16 protein-coding genes are annotated in these 16,887 nt (G+C 63.5%); 14 read left to right on the top strand and 2 right to left on the bottom strand.

The window, feature by feature from the left end; genetic code table 11:
- Positions 1-68: 68 nt before the first annotated feature.
- The 8 genes from dusB (at position 69) to hflX (ending at position 10,221) form a co-directional block, all read left to right on the top strand.
- Positions 69-1,097: a tRNA dihydrouridine synthase DusB gene (gene dusB / locus ACYHH6_RS22865; protein WP_352586029.1), complete on the top strand. Its 1,029-nt coding sequence runs from the start codon at positions 69-71 to the stop codon at positions 1,095-1,097.
- Positions 1,094-2,236: a two-component system sensor histidine kinase NtrB gene (locus tag ACYHH6_RS22860; RefSeq protein ID WP_112561770.1), complete on the top strand. Its 1,143-nt coding sequence runs from the start codon at positions 1,094-1,096 to the stop codon at positions 2,234-2,236. The genes dusB and ACYHH6_RS22860 overlap by 4 nt, the downstream gene beginning before the upstream one ends.
- Entirely contained in the window at positions 2,233-3,690 is a 1,458-nt protein-coding gene (ntrC, locus tag ACYHH6_RS22855; RefSeq protein ID WP_112561769.1) for a nitrogen regulation protein NR(I), read from the top strand. The genes ACYHH6_RS22860 and ntrC overlap by 4 nt, the downstream gene beginning before the upstream one ends.
- Positions 3,691-3,833: 143 nt before the next feature.
- Complete coding sequence (locus ACYHH6_RS22850; RefSeq protein WP_352586030.1) at positions 3,834-6,122, top strand: sensor histidine kinase NtrY-like; 2,289 nt, start codon at positions 3,834-3,836, stop codon at positions 6,120-6,122.
- On the top strand, positions 6,112-7,473 hold the full coding sequence (gene ntrX / locus ACYHH6_RS22845) for a nitrogen assimilation response regulator NtrX (RefSeq protein WP_352586031.1): 1,362 nt from the start codon (positions 6,112-6,114) through the stop codon (positions 7,471-7,473). The genes ACYHH6_RS22850 and ntrX overlap by 11 nt, the downstream gene beginning before the upstream one ends.
- A 104-nt stretch (positions 7,474-7,577) precedes the next feature.
- Complete coding sequence (locus ACYHH6_RS22840) at positions 7,578-8,438, top strand: D-amino-acid transaminase (RefSeq protein WP_352586032.1); 861 nt, start codon at positions 7,578-7,580, stop codon at positions 8,436-8,438.
- Positions 8,439-8,583: 145 nt separating this feature from the next.
- Positions 8,584-8,829 carry an RNA chaperone Hfq gene (gene hfq / locus ACYHH6_RS22835; RefSeq protein WP_006202172.1) on the top strand — a complete coding sequence of 82 codons (246 nt, stop codon included), beginning with the start codon at positions 8,584-8,586 and terminating at the stop codon, positions 8,827-8,829.
- Positions 8,830-10,221, top strand: coding sequence for a GTPase HflX (gene hflX / locus ACYHH6_RS22830; RefSeq protein ID WP_352586033.1), 1,392 nt, complete (start codon positions 8,830-8,832; stop codon positions 10,219-10,221). It begins immediately after the preceding gene.
- Positions 10,222-10,227: 6 nt separating this feature from the next.
- Here the strand turns inward: hflX and mazG are convergent, their stop codons facing one another.
- Both mazG and ACYHH6_RS22820 read right to left on the bottom strand, forming a co-directional pair.
- Positions 10,228-11,052, bottom strand: a complete 825-nt coding sequence (mazG, locus tag ACYHH6_RS22825; RefSeq protein ID WP_352586034.1) for a nucleoside triphosphate pyrophosphohydrolase — start codon at positions 11,050-11,052, stop codon at positions 10,228-10,230.
- A gap of 80 nt (positions 11,053-11,132) precedes the next feature.
- On the bottom strand, positions 11,133-12,317 hold the full coding sequence (locus tag ACYHH6_RS22820; protein WP_352586035.1) for an amino acid aminotransferase: 1,185 nt from the start codon (positions 12,315-12,317) through the stop codon (positions 11,133-11,135).
- A 152-nt stretch (positions 12,318-12,469) separates the two neighbouring features.
- Between ACYHH6_RS22820 and ACYHH6_RS22815 the strand changes: the two genes are divergently transcribed.
- From ACYHH6_RS22815 to ACYHH6_RS22790, 6 genes are all read left to right on the top strand, one after another.
- Positions 12,470-13,003, top strand: coding sequence for a sigma-70 family RNA polymerase sigma factor (locus ACYHH6_RS22815; RefSeq protein WP_435053302.1), 534 nt, complete (start codon positions 12,470-12,472; stop codon positions 13,001-13,003).
- A complete protein-coding gene (locus ACYHH6_RS22810; protein WP_352586037.1) occupies positions 13,000-13,776 on the top strand; it encodes an anti-sigma factor family protein in 777 nt (258 codons plus the stop codon). The genes ACYHH6_RS22815 and ACYHH6_RS22810 overlap by 4 nt, the downstream gene beginning before the upstream one ends.
- A gap of 25 nt (positions 13,777-13,801) precedes the next feature.
- A complete protein-coding gene (locus ACYHH6_RS22805) occupies positions 13,802-14,518 on the top strand; it encodes a Bax inhibitor-1/YccA family protein (RefSeq protein ID WP_352586038.1) in 717 nt (238 codons plus the stop codon).
- Between the two features lie 174 nt (positions 14,519-14,692).
- Entirely contained in the window at positions 14,693-15,565 is an 873-nt protein-coding gene (locus ACYHH6_RS22800) for an aldose 1-epimerase family protein (protein WP_352586039.1), read from the top strand.
- 92 nt (positions 15,566-15,657) lie between these two features.
- Positions 15,658-16,464, top strand: coding sequence for a DUF2066 domain-containing protein (locus ACYHH6_RS22795; RefSeq protein WP_352586040.1), 807 nt, complete (start codon positions 15,658-15,660; stop codon positions 16,462-16,464).
- Positions 16,465-16,556: 92 nt separating this feature from the next.
- Entirely contained in the window at positions 16,557-16,883 is a 327-nt protein-coding gene (locus tag ACYHH6_RS22790) for a hypothetical protein (protein ID WP_352586041.1), read from the top strand.
- Positions 16,884-16,887 lie beyond the last annotated feature (4 nt).

The raw sequence follows: 16,887 nt of genomic DNA, 5'->3' as shown, positions 1-16,887 counted from the left end.
GCGCGTTGCACAATGCCTTTCTTATGGCTAGAGAATGTGCAGCAATCCGATATGCTTGGTTTTTGTGCATGCCTGAAGTAACTAAATTGGCTTTGCCGCTCGATGTCGGCGGCGTGACGATCCGCAACCGCGTGTTCCTTGCGCCGATGTCGGGAATAACGGACGAGCCGTTCCGGCAGCGCGCCTACGCGCATGGCGCAGGCCTGGTCGTGTCGGAAATGGTGGCGAGCGGCGAGCTTGCCAAGGGCAGGGCCGGCTGCGACCTGCGCATCCGTCATTCCGGGCTGCCTGTCCATATGGTTCAGCTTGCCGGTCGCGAGGCTGTGCACATGGCCGAGGGGGCGCGCATCGCTGCCGGCGAGGGCGCCGACATCATCGACATCAATATGGGCTGCCCGGCCAAGAAGGTGACCGGAGGCTATGCCGGTTCGGCGCTGATGCGCGATCTCGACCACGCGCTGTCGTTGATCGAGGCGGTGGTCGGCGCGGTGCAGGTGCCGGTCACGGTCAAGATGCGGCTCGGCTGGGACGAGAATGCGCTGAACGCGCCGGCTCTGGCGTGCCGTGCTGAAGAGGCCGGCGTCAAAATGGTGACGGTGCACGGCCGCACGCGCTGCCAGTTCTATCAAGGCAAGGCCGATTGGGGTGCGATCGCCCGAATCAAGGACGCCGTTTCGATCCCAGTCGTCGCCAATGGCGATGTCGGCTCGCCGGAAGAGGCTGCCGAAATCCTCGAACAGTCGGGCGCCGATGCGGTGATGATCGGCCGGGCGCATTACGGCGCGCCGTGGACGGCGGGCCGCATCGCGGCGACGGCTGCGGGCGACGCGCCCTCCGGCGTGCCGGAAAGCCCGAAAGCCATGGCCGACTACATTGCCGCCCATTACGAGGACATGCTGACGCTTTACGGCGTTGAAAGCGGCCTGCGCCAGGCGCGCAAGCATCTCGGCTGGTATCTTGACCGCCACGCCGCCGGCGTCACTGACGACCGCCGCAAAGCCATCCTCACCTCGTTCGAGCCTGCCCGCGTCATTGCCCTGCTGCGTGAGGTGTTTTCCGGCGAAGGCGAAGCCGCGCCCCTGCGGAGAGCCGCATGAACGCGCCTGCTGCACCGGGCACCGAGATGGCGGATGCCGCCCATATCGTGCTCAACACCATCCGCCGTCCGGTGATCATGGTCGATCCCGACGGGTTCATCACCTACGCCAATGCCGATGCGGAAGATTTCTTCCGCTCCAGCGCTACCATGCTGGCGCGCAACACGCTGTCCAAGCTCATCCCGTTCGGCAGCCCGCTGTTACAACTGGTCGACCAGGTGCGCGAACGCCGCGCGCCGGTCAATGAATACCGTGTCGACGTGTCGTCGCCACGTCTCGGCATCGAGAAGGTCGTCGATCTCTACGTTGCCCCGGTGCCGGAATTCCCGGGCTCGATCGTGGTGATGTTCCAGGAGCGCTCGATGGCCGACAAGATCGACCGGCAGATGACGCATCGGGGTGCTGCACGTTCGGTCACCGGCCTTGCCGCCATGCTGGCGCACGAGATCAAGAATCCGCTATCGGGCATACGCGGTGCGGCGCAGCTGCTCGAACTGTCGGCTTCCGACGAGGATCGCGCGCTGACCCGGCTTATCACCGACGAGACCGACCGCATCGTGTCGCTGGTCGACCGCATGGAGGTGTTTTCCGACGAGCGGCCGATCGACCGCTACCCCGTCAACATCCATGTCGTGCTGGACCATGTGAAGGCGATCGCCAAGAACGGTTTTGCCAAAAGAATCAGGATATTGGAGGACTATGATCCATCATTGCCTCCGGTTTTTGCCAACCGCGACCAGCTGATCCAGGTGTTTCTCAACCTGGTCAAGAACGCTGCCGAGGCCATCGGCGGCGACCCGCAGGGCGAGATCGTGCTGTCGACCGCGTTCAGGCCGGGCATTCGCGTTTCCGTCCCGGGAACGCAGGACCGTGTTTCGCTGCCGCTGGAGTTCTGCGTGCGCGACAATGGGTCGGGTGTTTCGGAAGACATCCTGCCGATCCTATTCGACCCGTTCATCACCACCAAGCCGAACGGCTCGGGGCTCGGGCTGGCGCTGGTGGCGAAAATCGTCGGCGAGCATGGCGGCATCATCGAATGCGATTCGACGCCGCGCGGCACCACCTTCCGCATCCTGATGCCGGCCTGGAAAGAAGCACCGAACGACACTGCAGATGAAGGCGAAGGAGACCGCAAATGACGGTTCGCGGCAATATTCTCGTCGCCGACGACGATGCGGCCATCCGCACCGTGCTCAACCAGGCGCTGTCGCGCGTCGGCCATGAGGTGCGCGTCACCTCCAACGCCTCGACGTTATGGCGCTGGGTGGCGGCCGGCGAGGGCGATCTGGTCATCACCGACGTGGTCATGCCGGACGAAAACGCCTTCGACATGCTGCCGCGCATCAAGAAGGCGCGACCGGAACTTCCGGTCATCGTGATGAGCGCGCAGAACACCTTCATGACCGCGATTCGAGCTTCCGAAACAGGAGCTTACGAGTACCTGCCGAAGCCGTTCGACCTGACCGAGCTGCTCAGCATCGTCAACCGGGCGCTGTCCGAGCCGCGGCGGCCGAAAATCGATACGCGGCCGGACGAACAGCCTGACGCCATGCCGCTGGTCGGCCGCTCGGCCGCCATGCAGGACATCTACCGCATGCTGGCGCGTATGATGCAGACCGATTTGACGGTCATGATCTCGGGCGAGTCCGGCACCGGCAAGGAACTGGTGGCGCGCGCCCTGCATGAATACGGCCGTCGCCGCGGCGGTCCGTTCGTCGCCATCAACATGGCGGCGATCCCGCGCGATTTGATCGAATCGGAACTGTTCGGTCACGAGAAGGGCGCCTTCACCGGCGCGCAGAACCGCTCGACCGGCCGTTTCGAGCAGGCCGAGGGCGGCACGCTGTTCCTCGACGAGATCGGCGACATGCCGATGGAGGCGCAGACGCGGCTGCTGCGCGTGCTGCAGCAGGGCGAATACACCACGGTCGGCGGGCGTACGCCGATCAAGACGGACGTGCGTATCGTCGCCGCCACCAACAAGGATCTGCGCACGCTGATCAACCAGGGGCTTTTCCGCGAGGATCTGTTCTATCGCCTGAACGTCGTGCCGCTGCGGCTGCCGGGCTTGCGTGAGAGGTCGGAGGACATTCCCGATCTGGTGCGGCATTTCTTCAAGATCGGCGCCAGCGAAGGCTTACAGACCAAGCGCATTTCGACCGGCGGCATCGAATTGATGAAGCGCTATCCCTGGCCGGGCAATGTGCGCGAATTGGAAAACCTGGTGCGCCGGCTTGCCGCGCTCTACTCGCAGGACGAAATATCCGCCGAGATCATCGAAGCCGAGCTGAAGACAGGCGAAAGGCCGGTCGTTCCCGGCGGCGGCAACCTGATCCCGGACGATCTGTCCATCGGCCAGGCGGTGGAGCACTTCCTGCAGCGCTATTTTGCCTCTTTCGCCGGCGAATTGCCACCGGCCGGCCTCTATCAGCGCATCCTTTCCGAGGTCGAATATCCGTTGGTGCTGGCTTCCATGACGGCAACGCGCGGCAACCAGATCAAGGCGGCCGAATTGCTGGGCTTGAATCGCAACACGCTGCGCAAGAAGATTCGCGAACTCGGGGTCAACGTCTACAAATCTTCGAGATCGTGAGCGCGTACCGGTCGAAGTGACGCGTGGTCATCCCCTTTTCAGGGGATCGGCGGCCGAAAGTTTCCCTCGCGGCCACACTTGTTGCATAATCGCCACAATGCGTTGCATACATCCGACGCAATCACTGGCTCTTAGACGGCGACATGGCTTCGCAGGCTCTTACATCAAACGAACCGCTTTTCAGCAGACCCGGCGGAAGGGATGGACGCCGGTTGCTTGCGCTGCCCGGCGTTGTCGCAATCGCCGGTGCGCTGGTTACGGCGGCAATCTCATTTGCGATCCTCGTCGGCGCGACGCCGATCACGCCGGACGCAAACACGACGCTGACGCTGATTGCGGTCAACGCCGTGTTCGTGCTGGCGCTGATCGCCCTGGTCGGCCGCGAGGTGCATCGCATCGTCATGGCGCGCCGGCACGGCAAGGCGGCATCGCGGCTGCATGTGCGCATCGTGGCGATGTTTGCGCTGGTCGCCGCCATCCCCGCCATCATGGTGGCCATCATTGCCTCGATCACGCTCGATATAGGCCTCGACCGCTGGTTCGAGATCCGCACCAAGACGATCGTCAACTCGTCGCTGTCGATCGCCGATGCCTATGTCCAGGAAAATGCTCGCAATCTTCAGGGCACGACGCTGTCGATGGCCTACGATCTCGACGCGTCACGCACGCTTTACGGCCTCGATCGAACCGGCTTTCTCGACCTGATGAACAAGGAAGCCGTGGGCAGGACCCTGGCGCACGCGGCGCTGATCAAGCCGGATGGCTCCTTCGTCATGAGCGCCAAGACCGACACCAATTTCGCCATGCCGGAGCCGCCGGAAGGGGCCGTGGCGAGTGCGGCCGACGGCAAACCGGTGCTGATCGAGCCGAAGACGCGCAACATTATGGGCGCGATCGTCAAATTGCGCGAGATCGAAGGCCTCTACCTCTACACCATTCGCCTCGTCGATCCCGAGGTGATCAAGGCGCGGCAGATCGTGCAGTCCAACACCGCGGAATATCGTGGCCTGGAAGCGAACAGGCGGACCTCGCAGGTGGCGTTCGCGCTGCCCTATCTATCGCTGACGCTGATCATCATCCTGTCGGCCATCTGGACCGGCATTGCGGTGGCTGACCGCCTGGTGCGGCCCATCCGCCAGCTCATCGGCGCGGCCGACGAGGTTGCCACCGGCAATCTCGACGTCGCCGTGCAAGTGCGGCCTTCCGACGGTGATGTCGCCTCGCTTGGCGATACGTTCAACAAGATGCTGCTGGAGCTGAAATCGCAGCGCAACGAAATTCTGTCGGCCAAGGATTTGATCGACGAGCGGCGGCGTTTTTCGGAAGCGGTGCTGGCCGGCGTCACCGCCGGCGTCATCGGCGTCGATCCCTATGGCATCGTCACCATCGTCAACAAGTCGGCCGAAACGATGTTGGCCATATCGGCGACGGCAGCGCTCGGGCAGAACCTGTCGGCCGTGCTGCCGCATGTCGGCCGCGTCTTCGAGATCGGCCGCAAATCCGGCAAGCCGGTCTATCGCGAGCAGGTCACCTTCTATCGCGCCGGCGCCGAGCGGACCTTCAACGTGCAGATCACCATCGAGGCCGGCGACAACGGCTCGGAGGAGAAATCCTACGTGGTGACGGTCGACGACATCACCGATCTGGTCCAGGCGCAGCGCTCCTCGGCCTGGGCGGACGTGGCACGGCGCATTGCGCATGAAATCAAGAACCCGCTGACGCCAATCCAGCTCTCGGCCGAGCGCATCAAACGCCGTTTCGGCAAGGTCATCACCGAGGACCGCGAGATTTTCGATCAGTGCACCGACACCATCATCCGCCAGGTCGAGGACATCGGCCGCATGGTCGACGAATTCTCCGCTTTCGCCCGCATGCCGAAGCCCGAGATGAAGGCCATCGATCTGCGCGAATCATTGCGCGAGGCGTCGTTCCTGGTCGAGGTCAGCCGTGCGGACATCGCTTTCGAACGCGTCTTCGGCAACGAGCCGTTGAAGGGCACTTTCGACAGCCGGCTGATGGCGCAAGCTTTCGGCAACGTCATCAAGAACGCCGCCGAAGCGATTGACGGACTGGAACAAAAGGACGGTTCGCACGGCATAATCCGGATTCAAGCTGCCCGGCAGAATGGCGCGATCAGAATCGACGTCATCGATAATGGCAAAGGCCTGCCGCGCGAGAATCGCCAAAGGCTGCTCGAGCCCTATATGACGACGCGCGAGAAGGGCACCGGGCTCGGCCTCGCCATCGTCAAGAAGATCGTGGAGGACCATGGCGGGCGGCTCGAACTGCACGATGCGCCTGCGGACTTCCACGATGGACGCGGCGCGATGATCTCGATCATCCTGCCACCCGCTGCCGCAACCGCGCCGCCACGCGGTCAAGGCGAAACTGAACTCGAAAGAGAAACTGAAAAGGTCGGTAATGGCGTCTGATATTCTCATCGTCGATGACGAGGAAGACATCCGTGAACTCGTCGCGGGCATACTGAGCGACGAGGGGCATGAAACCCGCACGGCATTCGATGCCGACAGTGCGCTGGCGGCAATAGCCGACCGGGCGCCGCGGCTGATTTTCCTCGACATCTGGCTGCAGGGCTCGCGCCTGGACGGGCTGGCGCTGCTCGACGAGATCAAGACGATGCATCCGAGCCTGCCGGTGGTGATGATCTCCGGCCACGGCAATATCGAGACGGCAGTGTCGGCCATCCGCCGCGGCGCCTATGATTTCATCGAGAAGCCGTTCAAGGCCGACCGGCTGATCCTGATTGCCGAGCGCGCGCTGGAAACCTCGAAATTGCGGCGCGAGGTCTCAGAACTCAAGCAGCGCAGCGGCGAAACCTTCGACCTAATCGGCATGTCGTCGGCGATGAGCCAGTTGCGCCAGACCATCGAGCGCGTCGCGCCGACCAACAGCCGCGTCATGATCATCGGTCCGTCCGGTTCGGGCAAGGAGCTCGCCGCGCGCGCCATCCACACGCTGTCGGCGCGCAAAGGCGCGCCGTTCGTGACACTGAGTGCGGCCAACATCACGCCCGAACGCATGGAGATCGAGCTGTTCGGCACCGAATCCAACGGCACCGAGCGCAAGGTCGGCGCGCTGGAGGAGGCCCACCGCGGCATTCTCTACATCGATGAAGTCGCCGACATGCCGCGCGAGACGCAAAACAAGATCCTGCGCGTGCTGGTCGAGCAGCAGTTCGAGCGGGTCGGCGGCACCAAGCGGGTCAAGGTCGATGTGCGCATCATTTCCTCGACCTCGCAGAACCTGGAAGCGATGATCGCCGACGGTCGTTTTCGCGAGGATCTCTATCACCGTCTGGCGGTGGTTCCGGTCATGGTGCCAGGCCTCGCCGAGCGGCGTGAGGACATTCCCTATCTGGTCGACAATTTCATGAAGCAGATTGCGCGTCAGGCCGGCATCAAGCCGCGCCGAATCGGCGACGACGCGCTTGCCGTGCTGCAGGCGCACAACTGGCCGGGCAATGTCCGCCAGCTGCGCAACAATGTCGAACGGCTGATGATCCTGGCGCGCGGCGACGATGTCGATTCACCGATCACCGCCGACCTTCTGCCATCCGAGATCGGCGATGTCATGCCGCGTACGCCGAACCAGTCCGACCAGCACATCATGGCGCTGCCGCTGCGCGAAGCCCGCGAACAGTTCGAGAAGGACTATCTGATCGCCCAGATCAACCGGTTCGGCGGCAACATCTCGAAGACGGCGGAATTCATCGGCATGGAGCGCTCCGCGCTGCACCGCAAGCTGAAGTCGCTGGGGGTCTGATCTCCATTTGTTGTTGGGCCAGCACGCCGTGGCCTATGCAATTGCCGGTTACGGCAGCGGCGGAATCGCCTAAAAATACCGGGACTTTTCTGAGGGATCACTGAATGCCGCGCATTGCCTATGTGAACGGGCGCTATGTCGCCCATGCCGACGCTGCCGTGCATATCGAGGATCGCGGCTACCAATTCGCCGACGGCGTCTACGAGGTCTGCGAGGTGGCTCAAGGCTTTATCGTCGACATGCCGCGCCATCTTGCACGGCTGAACCGCTCGCTCAGCGAACTGTCGATCGACTGGCCGGTTACCAAGGGCGTGCTGCCGCTTCTGCTGCGCGAAGTCGTGCGGCGCAATCAGGTCGTCAACGGCCTGGTCTATGTCCAGGTGACGCGCGGCGTCGCCAGCCGCGACTTCGTTTTCCCGGCCGATACACTGTCGTCGCTGGTCATTACGGCCAGAAAGGCCGACCCGGCGGCGGCCGCAAAGCGGGCCGAGACCGGCATCAAGGTCATCACTGTGCCGGAAAACCGCTGGGACCGGGTCGATATCAAGAGCACGGGCCTGCTGCCCAATGTGCTGGCCAAGCAGAAGGCCAAGGAGGCCGGCGCGCAGGAAGCCTGGTTCGTCGATACAGAAGGCAAGGTCAAGGAAGGCGGCTCGTCGAATGCCTGGATCGTGACCCGGGACGGCGTTTTGGTGACCCGGCCGGCCGAGCACGGCATCCTGCGCGGCATCACCCGCACCACCATGTTCGAGGTGGCGGCCAAGCTTGGTTTGAAGATCGAGGAGCGCGGGTTTTCGGTCGCTGAGGCCAAGGCGGCGCGCGAAGCTTTCATCAGTTCGGCAACGACAATCGCCATGCCGGTGGTGGCAATCGACGGCGCCGCGGTCGCCAATGGCCATCCCGGCTCAATAACACTTTCATTGCGGCAAGCCTTTTTTGACGTTGCGGAAAAAAGTCCAGCCTGATAACCGCACAGACGGACTGCACATCAATATATCTCGTTCTGGTTGTCGTTACTGACGGCAAGGGGGTGTTTGCAAGCTTGACATGTGCCCGTTAATTTGGCGCATTGGCCTGCAAACCGAAGGGGATCGGCGAAAGACAAGAACAATGGCGGAACGATCGCAAAACCTTCAGGACCTGTTCCTGAATTCTGTTCGCAAGAGCAAAAATCCACTCACCATCTTTCTCATCAACGGCGTCAAGCTGACCGGCGTGGTCACTTCCTTCGACAATTTCTGTGTTCTGCTGCGCCGCGACGGCCACTCCCAGCTCGTCTACAAGCATGCCATTTCCACGATCATGCCGAGCCAGCCGGTTCAGATGTTCGATGGCGAGGAAAGCCAGGGCGCCTGATTGGCACGTGAGAAAGACGCGGACCGCAGCGTCCGCGGGAAACCAGCGCATCACCCCGGGACGGAAGCCAATGGTCCGACCCGGGCGGTTGTCATTGTGCCGGTGCTTACCCGGCACCAGCGCAGCGATGACGAAACAAACCGTCCGCGGCTGACGCGTTCGGCGGACGCCCGCCATGACGAAGCTGTCGGCCTTGCCCGCGCCATCAACCTTGATCTGATCCACACGGCGGTGGTGACCGTCAACGATCCACGCCCGGCAACCTTGCTCGGCAGCGGCAAGGTCGCGGAGTTCGCCGAGATCGTCAAAGAGGGTCACGCGGAGGTGGTCATCGTCGACCATCCGCTGACGCCTGTGCAGCAGCGCAATCTCGAGAAGGAATTCAACGCCAAGGTGCTGGACCGCACCGGGTTGATCCTAGAGATTTTTGGCGAACGCGCGCGGACCAAGGAAGGCACGCTGCAGGTCGAGCTTGCCCATCTCAACTACCAGAAGGGCCGCCTGGTGCGGAGCTGGACCCACCTTGAACGCCAGCGCGGCGGCGCCGGCTTCCTCGGCGGCCCCGGCGAAACCCAGATCGAGTCGGACCGGCGGCAGTTGCAGGAAAAGATCATCAAGCTCAAGCATGAGCTGGAAACGGTGCGCCGCACCCGCGACCTGCACCGCGCCAAGCGCAAGAAGGTGCTGTTCCCGGTTGTGGCGATCGTCGGCTACACCAATGCCGGCAAGTCGACGCTGTTCAACCGGCTGACCGGAGCGGACGTTCTGGCCGAAGACATGCTGTTTGCCACGCTCGACCCGACGCTGCGCCGCGTGCGGCTGCCGCACGGCACGCCGATCATCCTGTCGGACACGGTCGGCTTCATTTCCGACCTGCCGACGCATCTGGTCGCCGCCTTCCGCGCCACGTTGGAAGAGGTAGTCGAGGCTGACCTGGTCATCCATCTGCGCGATATCTCCGATCCGGACACCGCCGCGCAGGCCGAGGACGTCGAACGCATCCTGGCCGATCTCGGCGTCGACGCCGGCGATACCAAGCGCGTCGTCGAGGTGTGGAACAAGGTCGACCTGCTCGACGACGGCAACCGGGAGCGCCTGCTTGCCGATGGCACTGATGCCAACAAGGCGCCGCCGATCGCCATCTCGGCCATCACCGGTGAGGGCATCGATGCGCTGAAGGCACTGATCGAGACCAGGATGTCGGGCGAGCTGGAAGCGCTGACGGTGACGATCGAGCCGGCGCAGTTCGGCCTCGTCGACTGGCTCTACCGCAATGGCGACATCGTTTCGCGCATCGACAATGAGGATGGCAGCGCGACCATCGCGCTCAAGGCCACGCACACAGCCCGGCAAGAGATCGAAAGCCGATTGCACCGCAAAAACGGAGCGTAAGCCTGCTTACGTCTTGCCCTTGGCCTGCTGCCAGAGCGCTTCCATTTCGTCCAGAGTGGCTTTATCCAACGTGCTTCCCGACGCATCGATCGCGCGCTCGACATAGTGGAAGCGCGAGCGGAATTTTTCATTGGTGCCACTGAGTGCGGCTTCGGAATCTAGCTTGAGGTGACGGCCCAGATTGACGACGGCAAACAGCATGTCGCCGAATTCATCCTTGATCTCGGCCGTTTCGCCCTTGGCCAGCGCCTCGCGCAACTCGCCGATCTCTTCCTCGATCTTGTCGAGGATCGGGGCCGCCTCGCTCCAGTCGAAGCCGACCCGGGCTGCCTTCTCCTGCAGTTTCAGGGCCCGGGTTAGGGCGGGCAGGGCGACCGGCACGCTGTCCAGAAACCCCTTGCCATTGTCTTCCGGGTCAAGGCCGCGGGCGAGCCGGGCGCTTCGCTTTTCAGCCTTCTCCTTAGCCTTGATCTTTTCCCACATGCCCTTGGCCATGCCGGCGCTGCGCGCCTCTTCGTCGCCGAAGACGTGCGGATGGCGGCGGATCATCTTGGTGGTGATGGCCTCAACCACGTCGCCGAAGGCGAAGTCGCCCGTCTCCTGCGCCATCTGCGCGTGGTAGACCACCTGCAGCAGGAGATCGCCGAGTTCATCGCGCAGATCGTCGAGGTCGCCGCGCGCAATGGCGTCGGCGACCTCGTAGGCCTCCTCGATCGTATAGGGCGCGATGGTCGAGAAATCCTGCTCGATGTCCCAGGGACAGCCGGTCTTCGGCGCTCGCAGCGCGGCCATGATCTCGATCAGCCGGGAAATGTCTTTGGATGGCGTCATGCGGCGAATGCTATCCCGCTCCCCGTCGCTCGGCCAACGCTGTCAGCCGGTAGCCTAGCCTTGTCCACAGCCGAGCCGTATCAGTCGAGCACCGAGACAACCGCCTTGGCGAGATCGTCCATACCGTCCTCGGGCAGGCCGGCGACGTTGATGCGGCTGTCGCCGACCATGTAGACGCCGTACTCGGCCCGCAGCCGTTCGACCTGCGCCTCGGTGAGGCCAAGCCTTGAAAACATGCCGCGATGGCTGGCGATGAAATCGAAGCGGTCGGAATTGGATTGCCGGCGCAATGCGTCGGCGAACTGGACGCGCAGTCTCAGCATGCGCAGCCGCATTTCCTCGAGCTCCGCCTCCCAATCGGCGCGAATGCCATCGTCTTCCAGAACCATGCGCACGGCCGCCGCGCCATGGTCCGGCGGCATCGAATACATGGCGCGCGCCGCCGCCAGCATCTGGCTCATCGCCACATCGGCCTCGGCACTGTTCCTGGCCAGGATCATCGCCGCGCCGACGCGGTCACGGTAGACGGCAAAGTTCTTCGAGCAGCTCGAGGCAACGACCATTTCCGGCACCTTCGAGGCCAGCAGGCGCAGACCGGCGGCATCGGCATCGAGGCCCTCGCCAAAGCCCTGATAGGCAATGTCGACAAAGGGCAACAGCCCGCGCTCGACGACAAGGTCGGTGACCTTGGCCCATTGCGCGGCGTCGAGATTGGCGCCGGTCGGGTTGTGACAGCAGCCGTGCAGCAGCACGATGTCTCCGGTCTCGGCTGTACCCAGCGCCGCCAGCATGTCGTCGAAACGCACCGCGCCGGAAGCCGCATCGAAATAGGGATAGTCGCGCACCTTGAGGCCGGCGCCGCGCATCACCGGCGGATGGTTTGGCCAGGTCGGATCCGACAGCCAGACGGTTGCGTCGGAGCGGGTCCGCTTCAAAAGCTCGGCCACCAGCCGTAGCGCGCCGGAGCCGCCCGGCGCCTGCGCCGCGCGAATGCGCGTCATGTCGGCTGCGGGGCCGAAGGCCAACTTGACCATCGCCGTGTTGAAGCCGGTGTCGCCGGGAAGACCGAGATAGGTCTTGGTGTCCTGGCCCTGCAACAGCCGCTTCTCGGCTTCGCGCAAAGCGCGCATGACCGGCGTCTTGCCGTCGCGGTCCTTGTAGACGCCGACGCCGAGGTCGATCTTGCCGGGGCGCGGATCAGCGCGGTAGAGGCCGATCAGGGCGATGATCTTGTCGGCGGGAGCAGGCTGCAGTGTTTCGAACATTGAGAGCGTTTCCGGTGGCGGCGGAGTGATACGCAAATCGGGCGGGCTTCGCCAGCGCTTTCATGTGAGTCAGCTGCCATGGCGTACAGCCACGACGTAAAAAGATTTGGAGGGCGAGGGATTAAGATCCCCACATGTTCCGTAAACAGTGCATGAACCGGTCGATGCCACGCTTCGATATTGTCGCACAGCTGGGTTCGCTGCGGCGCTATGCACGTTCGCTGACGCGCGACAGCAGTGACGCCGAGGACCTGGTGCATGACGCGCTGGTGCGCGCCTATGAGCGGCGCGGCACGTTCCGTTCCGGCGGCAATCTGCGGGCATGGCTGCTGTCGATCGTCCACAATGCCTTCATCGACAAAATGCGCTCGCGCCGTTCGGAAGCGGCGCGCGTCGAGCAAGCCGGCTATCTCACCGATGCCAGCACGCCGGCGCCGCAGGAACATTCCGTGCGCCTGGCGCAGGTGCGCGAGGCCTTTTTCAGCCTGCCGGAAGAGCAGCGTTCGGCACTGCATCTGGTCGCCATCGAGGGCCTTTCCTACCAGGAGGCTGCCGACGCCAGCGGGGTGCCGCTGGGCACGCTGATGTCGCGCATCGGCAGGGCGCGCGGGGCGCTGCGCTCGATGGAGAGCGCTCTCCCTTCGCCAGCCAAGAACCATCTGAGGATCGTGGGAGACCCGTCATGACCGAACTGTTGCGGGACCCGGTGACCGATACCGACCTCGACGCCTATGTCGACGACCAGCTGGATGTCGCGCGCCGCATCGAGGTCGAAGCGTTTCTGTCGGCTCGTCCGGAGGCAGCGGCGCGGGTGATGTCCGATTTGAGGACGCGCGACGAGTTGCGCCTCGCGCTGGCCGCTTCCACAGGGATGGCGCGGCCGGCGACGACTGAAGTCGCGCGTCGGCTGGGCAGGGGGCTGGCCAGTCGCCGCGTCTTCGCCATGCTGCAGCGGGCGGCCGCTGTCGCCGTCTTTGTCGGCGCCGGCTGGCTGGCGAACGGCCTCTTTGGACCATTGCTGGTGACCAAGGTCGTGGCCTCACCGACGCCGCCCGCCTATGTCGAAGAAGCGATCCGGGCGCACAGGACGACGCTCATGCGCGAGGCCATGCCCTCGCAGATCGAGGCGCCGAACTACAATGCCGATGAAATTCGCGCTGCGACCGCCATCGTCATGCCGTCGCTGCCCAAGGACTGGAAGGTCCGCGACGTGCAGATTTACCCGTCGCGCTTCGGGCCGAGCGTCGAGGTGGCGCTGGAGACGAAGGATATGGGGCTGGTCTCGCTGTTTGCGATCCGGCCGGGAACGTTCGACGTGGTCAAGCCGGCAATAGCACCCTCGGGCGATATTTCCTCGGCATATTTCCAGATCGGCGAGGTCGCCTACGCGGTCGTTGCGCGCAGCGATGTCCACGATCTCGACCGTGCCGCCGAGACGCTCGCCAAAACGCTTTACTGATTACCGCTCACACAAGGAGAACCGCATGAACACCCCCGATCTTGGATACCGCATGGGCGCTGGCGCCCGTGCCGGCGCCGTCTATGACGAGGGCCTGCGCAGCCACATGCTGCGCGTCTACAACTATATGGGGATCGGCCTCGTCGTCACCGGCGTCATCGCCTACCTAGTCGCCTCGACGCCGGCCCTCTACGTGCCGATCTTTTCCAGCCCGCTGAAATGGGTGGTGATGCTGGCGCCGCTTGGCTTCGTGCTGTTGTTCTCGTTCAAGATGCAGACGATGTCGGCGGCGAGCGCCCAGGCGATGTTCTGGGCCTTCTGCGCGGTGATGGGCCTGTCGCTGGCTTCGGTGTTCCTGGTCTTCACCGGCACCAGCATCGCGCGCACCTTCTTCATCACCGCCACCATGTTCGGCGCCACCAGCCTTTACGGCTACACGACCAAGCGCGACCTGACCCAGTTCTCGTCGTTCCTGATCATGGGCCTGATCGGCGTGGTGATCGCCAGCGTCGTCAACATCTTCCTCGGCTCGACCGCGCTGCAGTTCGCCATCTCGGTGATCGGCATCGCCGTGTTCGTCGGCCTGACCGCCTGGGACACGCAGACGATCAAGGAACAGTATGCCGAGAATTTCGACGCGGAATCGCAGCAGAAGCTCGCCGTCTTTGGCGCGCTGTCGCTCTACCTGAACTTCGTCAACATCTTCCAGCTGTTGCTGAATTTCACCGGCGAACGCGAATAGTCGAACCGTAGCAGGCAACAAATTCGATCTCGCAGTGGCCGGGGAAACCTCCGGCCACTCTTGTTTTTGCCATGGGGTCATTTTCTCGCGGCTCTGTGAGCGGTGTCTTGCCGCCTTGAGTCCACGCGGGCTTTTGCTAACCTGCCGCTCGCACGCAGCTCTCCGCGAGGACGCATGGAACAAGTGACGCTTCACGGCGACGGCATTTCGGCGACCATTGTAGGGCAGGGGGCCGAACTGGTTTCCTTGCGCAACGCTGAAGGCCTGGAGTTTTTGTGGCAGGCCGGGCCGGAATGGCGGCGGCATTCGCCGGTGCTGTTTCCGATCGTCGGCCGGTTGAAGGGCGACCAGTTGCGCCATCGCAGCCAGGTCTATCCGCTGACCCAGCACGGATTCGCGCGCGACAAGCTGTTTGCGTGGGCTGAGACGACCGCCCGATCTTGCACGCTGGTGCTGACCGACGATGCCGACACCCGCGCGCGCTATCCCTTCGCGTTTCGCCTGGCGGTCACCTACACGCTGCAACTCCAGCAGCTCGATATTTCCTTCGACATCACCAACACCGGCGACGAGACGCTTCCGGCCTCGGTCGGGGCGCATCCTGCCTTCAACTGGCCACTGCAACAGGGCCTCGCGAAGACCGATTACCGCCTGACCTTTTCCGCCGACGAGCCGGCGCCGATCCGCCGGTTGAAGGACGGCCTGGTGCTGGCGGCACCGCAACCCACGCCCATCGAAGGCAAAACGCTGGCGCTCTCCGAAGGGCTGTTCGACGCAGACGCCGTCATCCTCGACCGGCCGGCCAGCAGCAGCGTGCGCTATGCCGCGGCGCGCGGTCCGGCGATCGAGGTGTCGTGGCAGGGCTTCACGGAGTTGGGCATCTGGTCGAAGCCGGGCGGCGCGCCTTTCTTGTGCATCGAACCGTGGCATGGCTTGGCGAGCCCCGTCGATTTCGATGGTGAGTTCGCGGACAAGCCGGGCGTGATGCTGATCGCGCCCGGAGAGAAGCGTGTGCTGAGCTATCAGATAAAGCTGACATCCACCTGAACTGACGCTGCGCCTTCAGGTGCTTGAATTTCCTTGAAATGATCCGGAATATGTATCCACGGATATTCTGGAGCGTTCGGGAGGAGCGGCTGATGCCTGGATGCTTGAAATTCAGAGTTGTGGCAGCTGTGCTGGCTACGCTGATTGCCTTTCCGGTCGCAGCCGCCGATATCGATCGGGCCAGCCTCTATCGCGCGCAATCGGTGACCAACGGCACCGGCGAGGAAAACCGGGCCTGGGGCCTGGCGCCGTGCCTTGAAGAAGTGCTGGTCAAGGTTTCGGGCGACCCGCGGCTGATCGGCGATCCGCGCGTTGCGGAGATGAGCCGGCATGCAGCCGACTACGCCACTGAAATCGGCTATCGCGACCTGCTCAACAATCGGCCCCCACATGACGAGCAGGGCACGCACGACCGGCCGCAATACATTACCGCCGACTTCGCTCCGGACAAGATCGATGCCTTGCTGGCGTCACTCGGGCGCAAACCGTGGCCGCTGCCGCGGCCAGCAATCGTCGCACTGTTCGATATAAAGCCGATGAAAGGCGACGGCTTCACGCTGCTGCGCGACGGTGGCGGCGAGCTTGCACAGGATATGCGCGGCGCGCTGGTGGCCGCCGCGCAGCGAGCCGGGTTGCCGCTGGAGCTACCCAAACCGCAGGACGTCGTGCTTGCCGATATAGCCGAGACCTTGGGCGGCGATGTTCTGCTTTCCGGCACCTTGGCGTGGCGCCCGGAAGCGCTGGGTTGGGTCGGCGACTGGCGGCTTGCCTCCAAGGGCAAGGAATACCGCTGGCAGGTGCGCGGCGTCAGCTTCGACGACGCGTTCCGCAACGCCGTGCGCGGGACGCTGCAGATCCTGTCGGGTAACGGAGAGCCGGAGGCCGTCACGCCGTACTGATCTACGCGCTTTCCTCGGTGCGAAGGGCGGCCCATTGCGGACATGAGTTAGCCAGTGCACATTTGGCTCTTGCATTGCCTTCTGGAGGAACAATGCTGCCGAAATTCTCCTCGCGGGCAGGGTTTCTTGTCGGCCTCGGCATCACGCCCTTCGCCTTCTTCCTGGCACTCTATTCAGCCGGCTCAGGGCATGGAGACTATGTGCTGGCGCGACTTCTCTATCCGATTCCCATGCTGGCAACGCTATTGACCGACACAACCATCACCGGCCTTTCCATCGGATTGGCTGCGCTGCAGCTTCCTGCTTATGGGGCATTTGTTGCTCGGGGCGAGCGCTTCAGGTGGCTGGCCCTTGGCGTCTTCCATGGTGTCGCAATTGTAGCCGCCTTCAGCGGGGCTCTAGCGAGTTTTTCGGGATGAAATC

The sequence above is a fragment of the Mesorhizobium sp. P171375 genome (assembly GCF_057786075.1).
The sequence above is the reverse complement of the archived record's forward strand: the minus strand, read 5'-3'. Positions and strand labels throughout refer to the sequence as shown.

Coding starts and splice junctions, on each gene's coding strand:
- ntrX (WP_352586031.1), top strand. CDS start 6,112: ATGGCGTCTGATATTCTCATCGTCGATGACGAGGAAGACATCCGTGAA.
- hfq (WP_006202172.1), top strand. CDS start 8,584: ATGGCGGAACGATCGCAAAACCTTCAGGACCTGTTCCTGAATTCTGTT.
- ACYHH6_RS22820 (WP_352586035.1), bottom strand. CDS start 12,317: ATGTTCGAAACACTGCAGCCTGCTCCCGCCGACAAGATCATCGCCCTG.
- mazG (WP_352586034.1), bottom strand. CDS start 11,052: ATGACGCCATCCAAAGACATTTCCCGGCTGATCGAGATCATGGCCGCG.
- ACYHH6_RS22795 (WP_352586040.1), top strand. CDS start 15,658: ATGCCTGGATGCTTGAAATTCAGAGTTGTGGCAGCTGTGCTGGCTACG.
- ACYHH6_RS22850 (WP_352586030.1), top strand. CDS start 3,834: ATGGCTTCGCAGGCTCTTACATCAAACGAACCGCTTTTCAGCAGACCC.
- ACYHH6_RS22810 (WP_352586037.1), top strand. CDS start 13,000: ATGACCGAACTGTTGCGGGACCCGGTGACCGATACCGACCTCGACGCC.
- ACYHH6_RS22840 (WP_352586032.1), top strand. CDS start 7,578: ATGCCGCGCATTGCCTATGTGAACGGGCGCTATGTCGCCCATGCCGAC.
- dusB (WP_352586029.1), top strand. CDS start 69: ATGCCTGAAGTAACTAAATTGGCTTTGCCGCTCGATGTCGGCGGCGTG.
- ACYHH6_RS22790 (WP_352586041.1), top strand. CDS start 16,557: ATGCTGCCGAAATTCTCCTCGCGGGCAGGGTTTCTTGTCGGCCTCGGC.
- ACYHH6_RS22860 (WP_112561770.1), top strand. CDS start 1,094: ATGAACGCGCCTGCTGCACCGGGCACCGAGATGGCGGATGCCGCCCAT.
- ACYHH6_RS22800 (WP_352586039.1), top strand. CDS start 14,693: ATGGAACAAGTGACGCTTCACGGCGACGGCATTTCGGCGACCATTGTA.
- ACYHH6_RS22805 (WP_352586038.1), top strand. CDS start 13,802: ATGAACACCCCCGATCTTGGATACCGCATGGGCGCTGGCGCCCGTGCC.
- ACYHH6_RS22815 (WP_435053302.1), top strand. CDS start 12,470: ATGAACCGGTCGATGCCACGCTTCGATATTGTCGCACAGCTGGGTTCG.
- ntrC (WP_112561769.1), top strand. CDS start 2,233: ATGACGGTTCGCGGCAATATTCTCGTCGCCGACGACGATGCGGCCATC.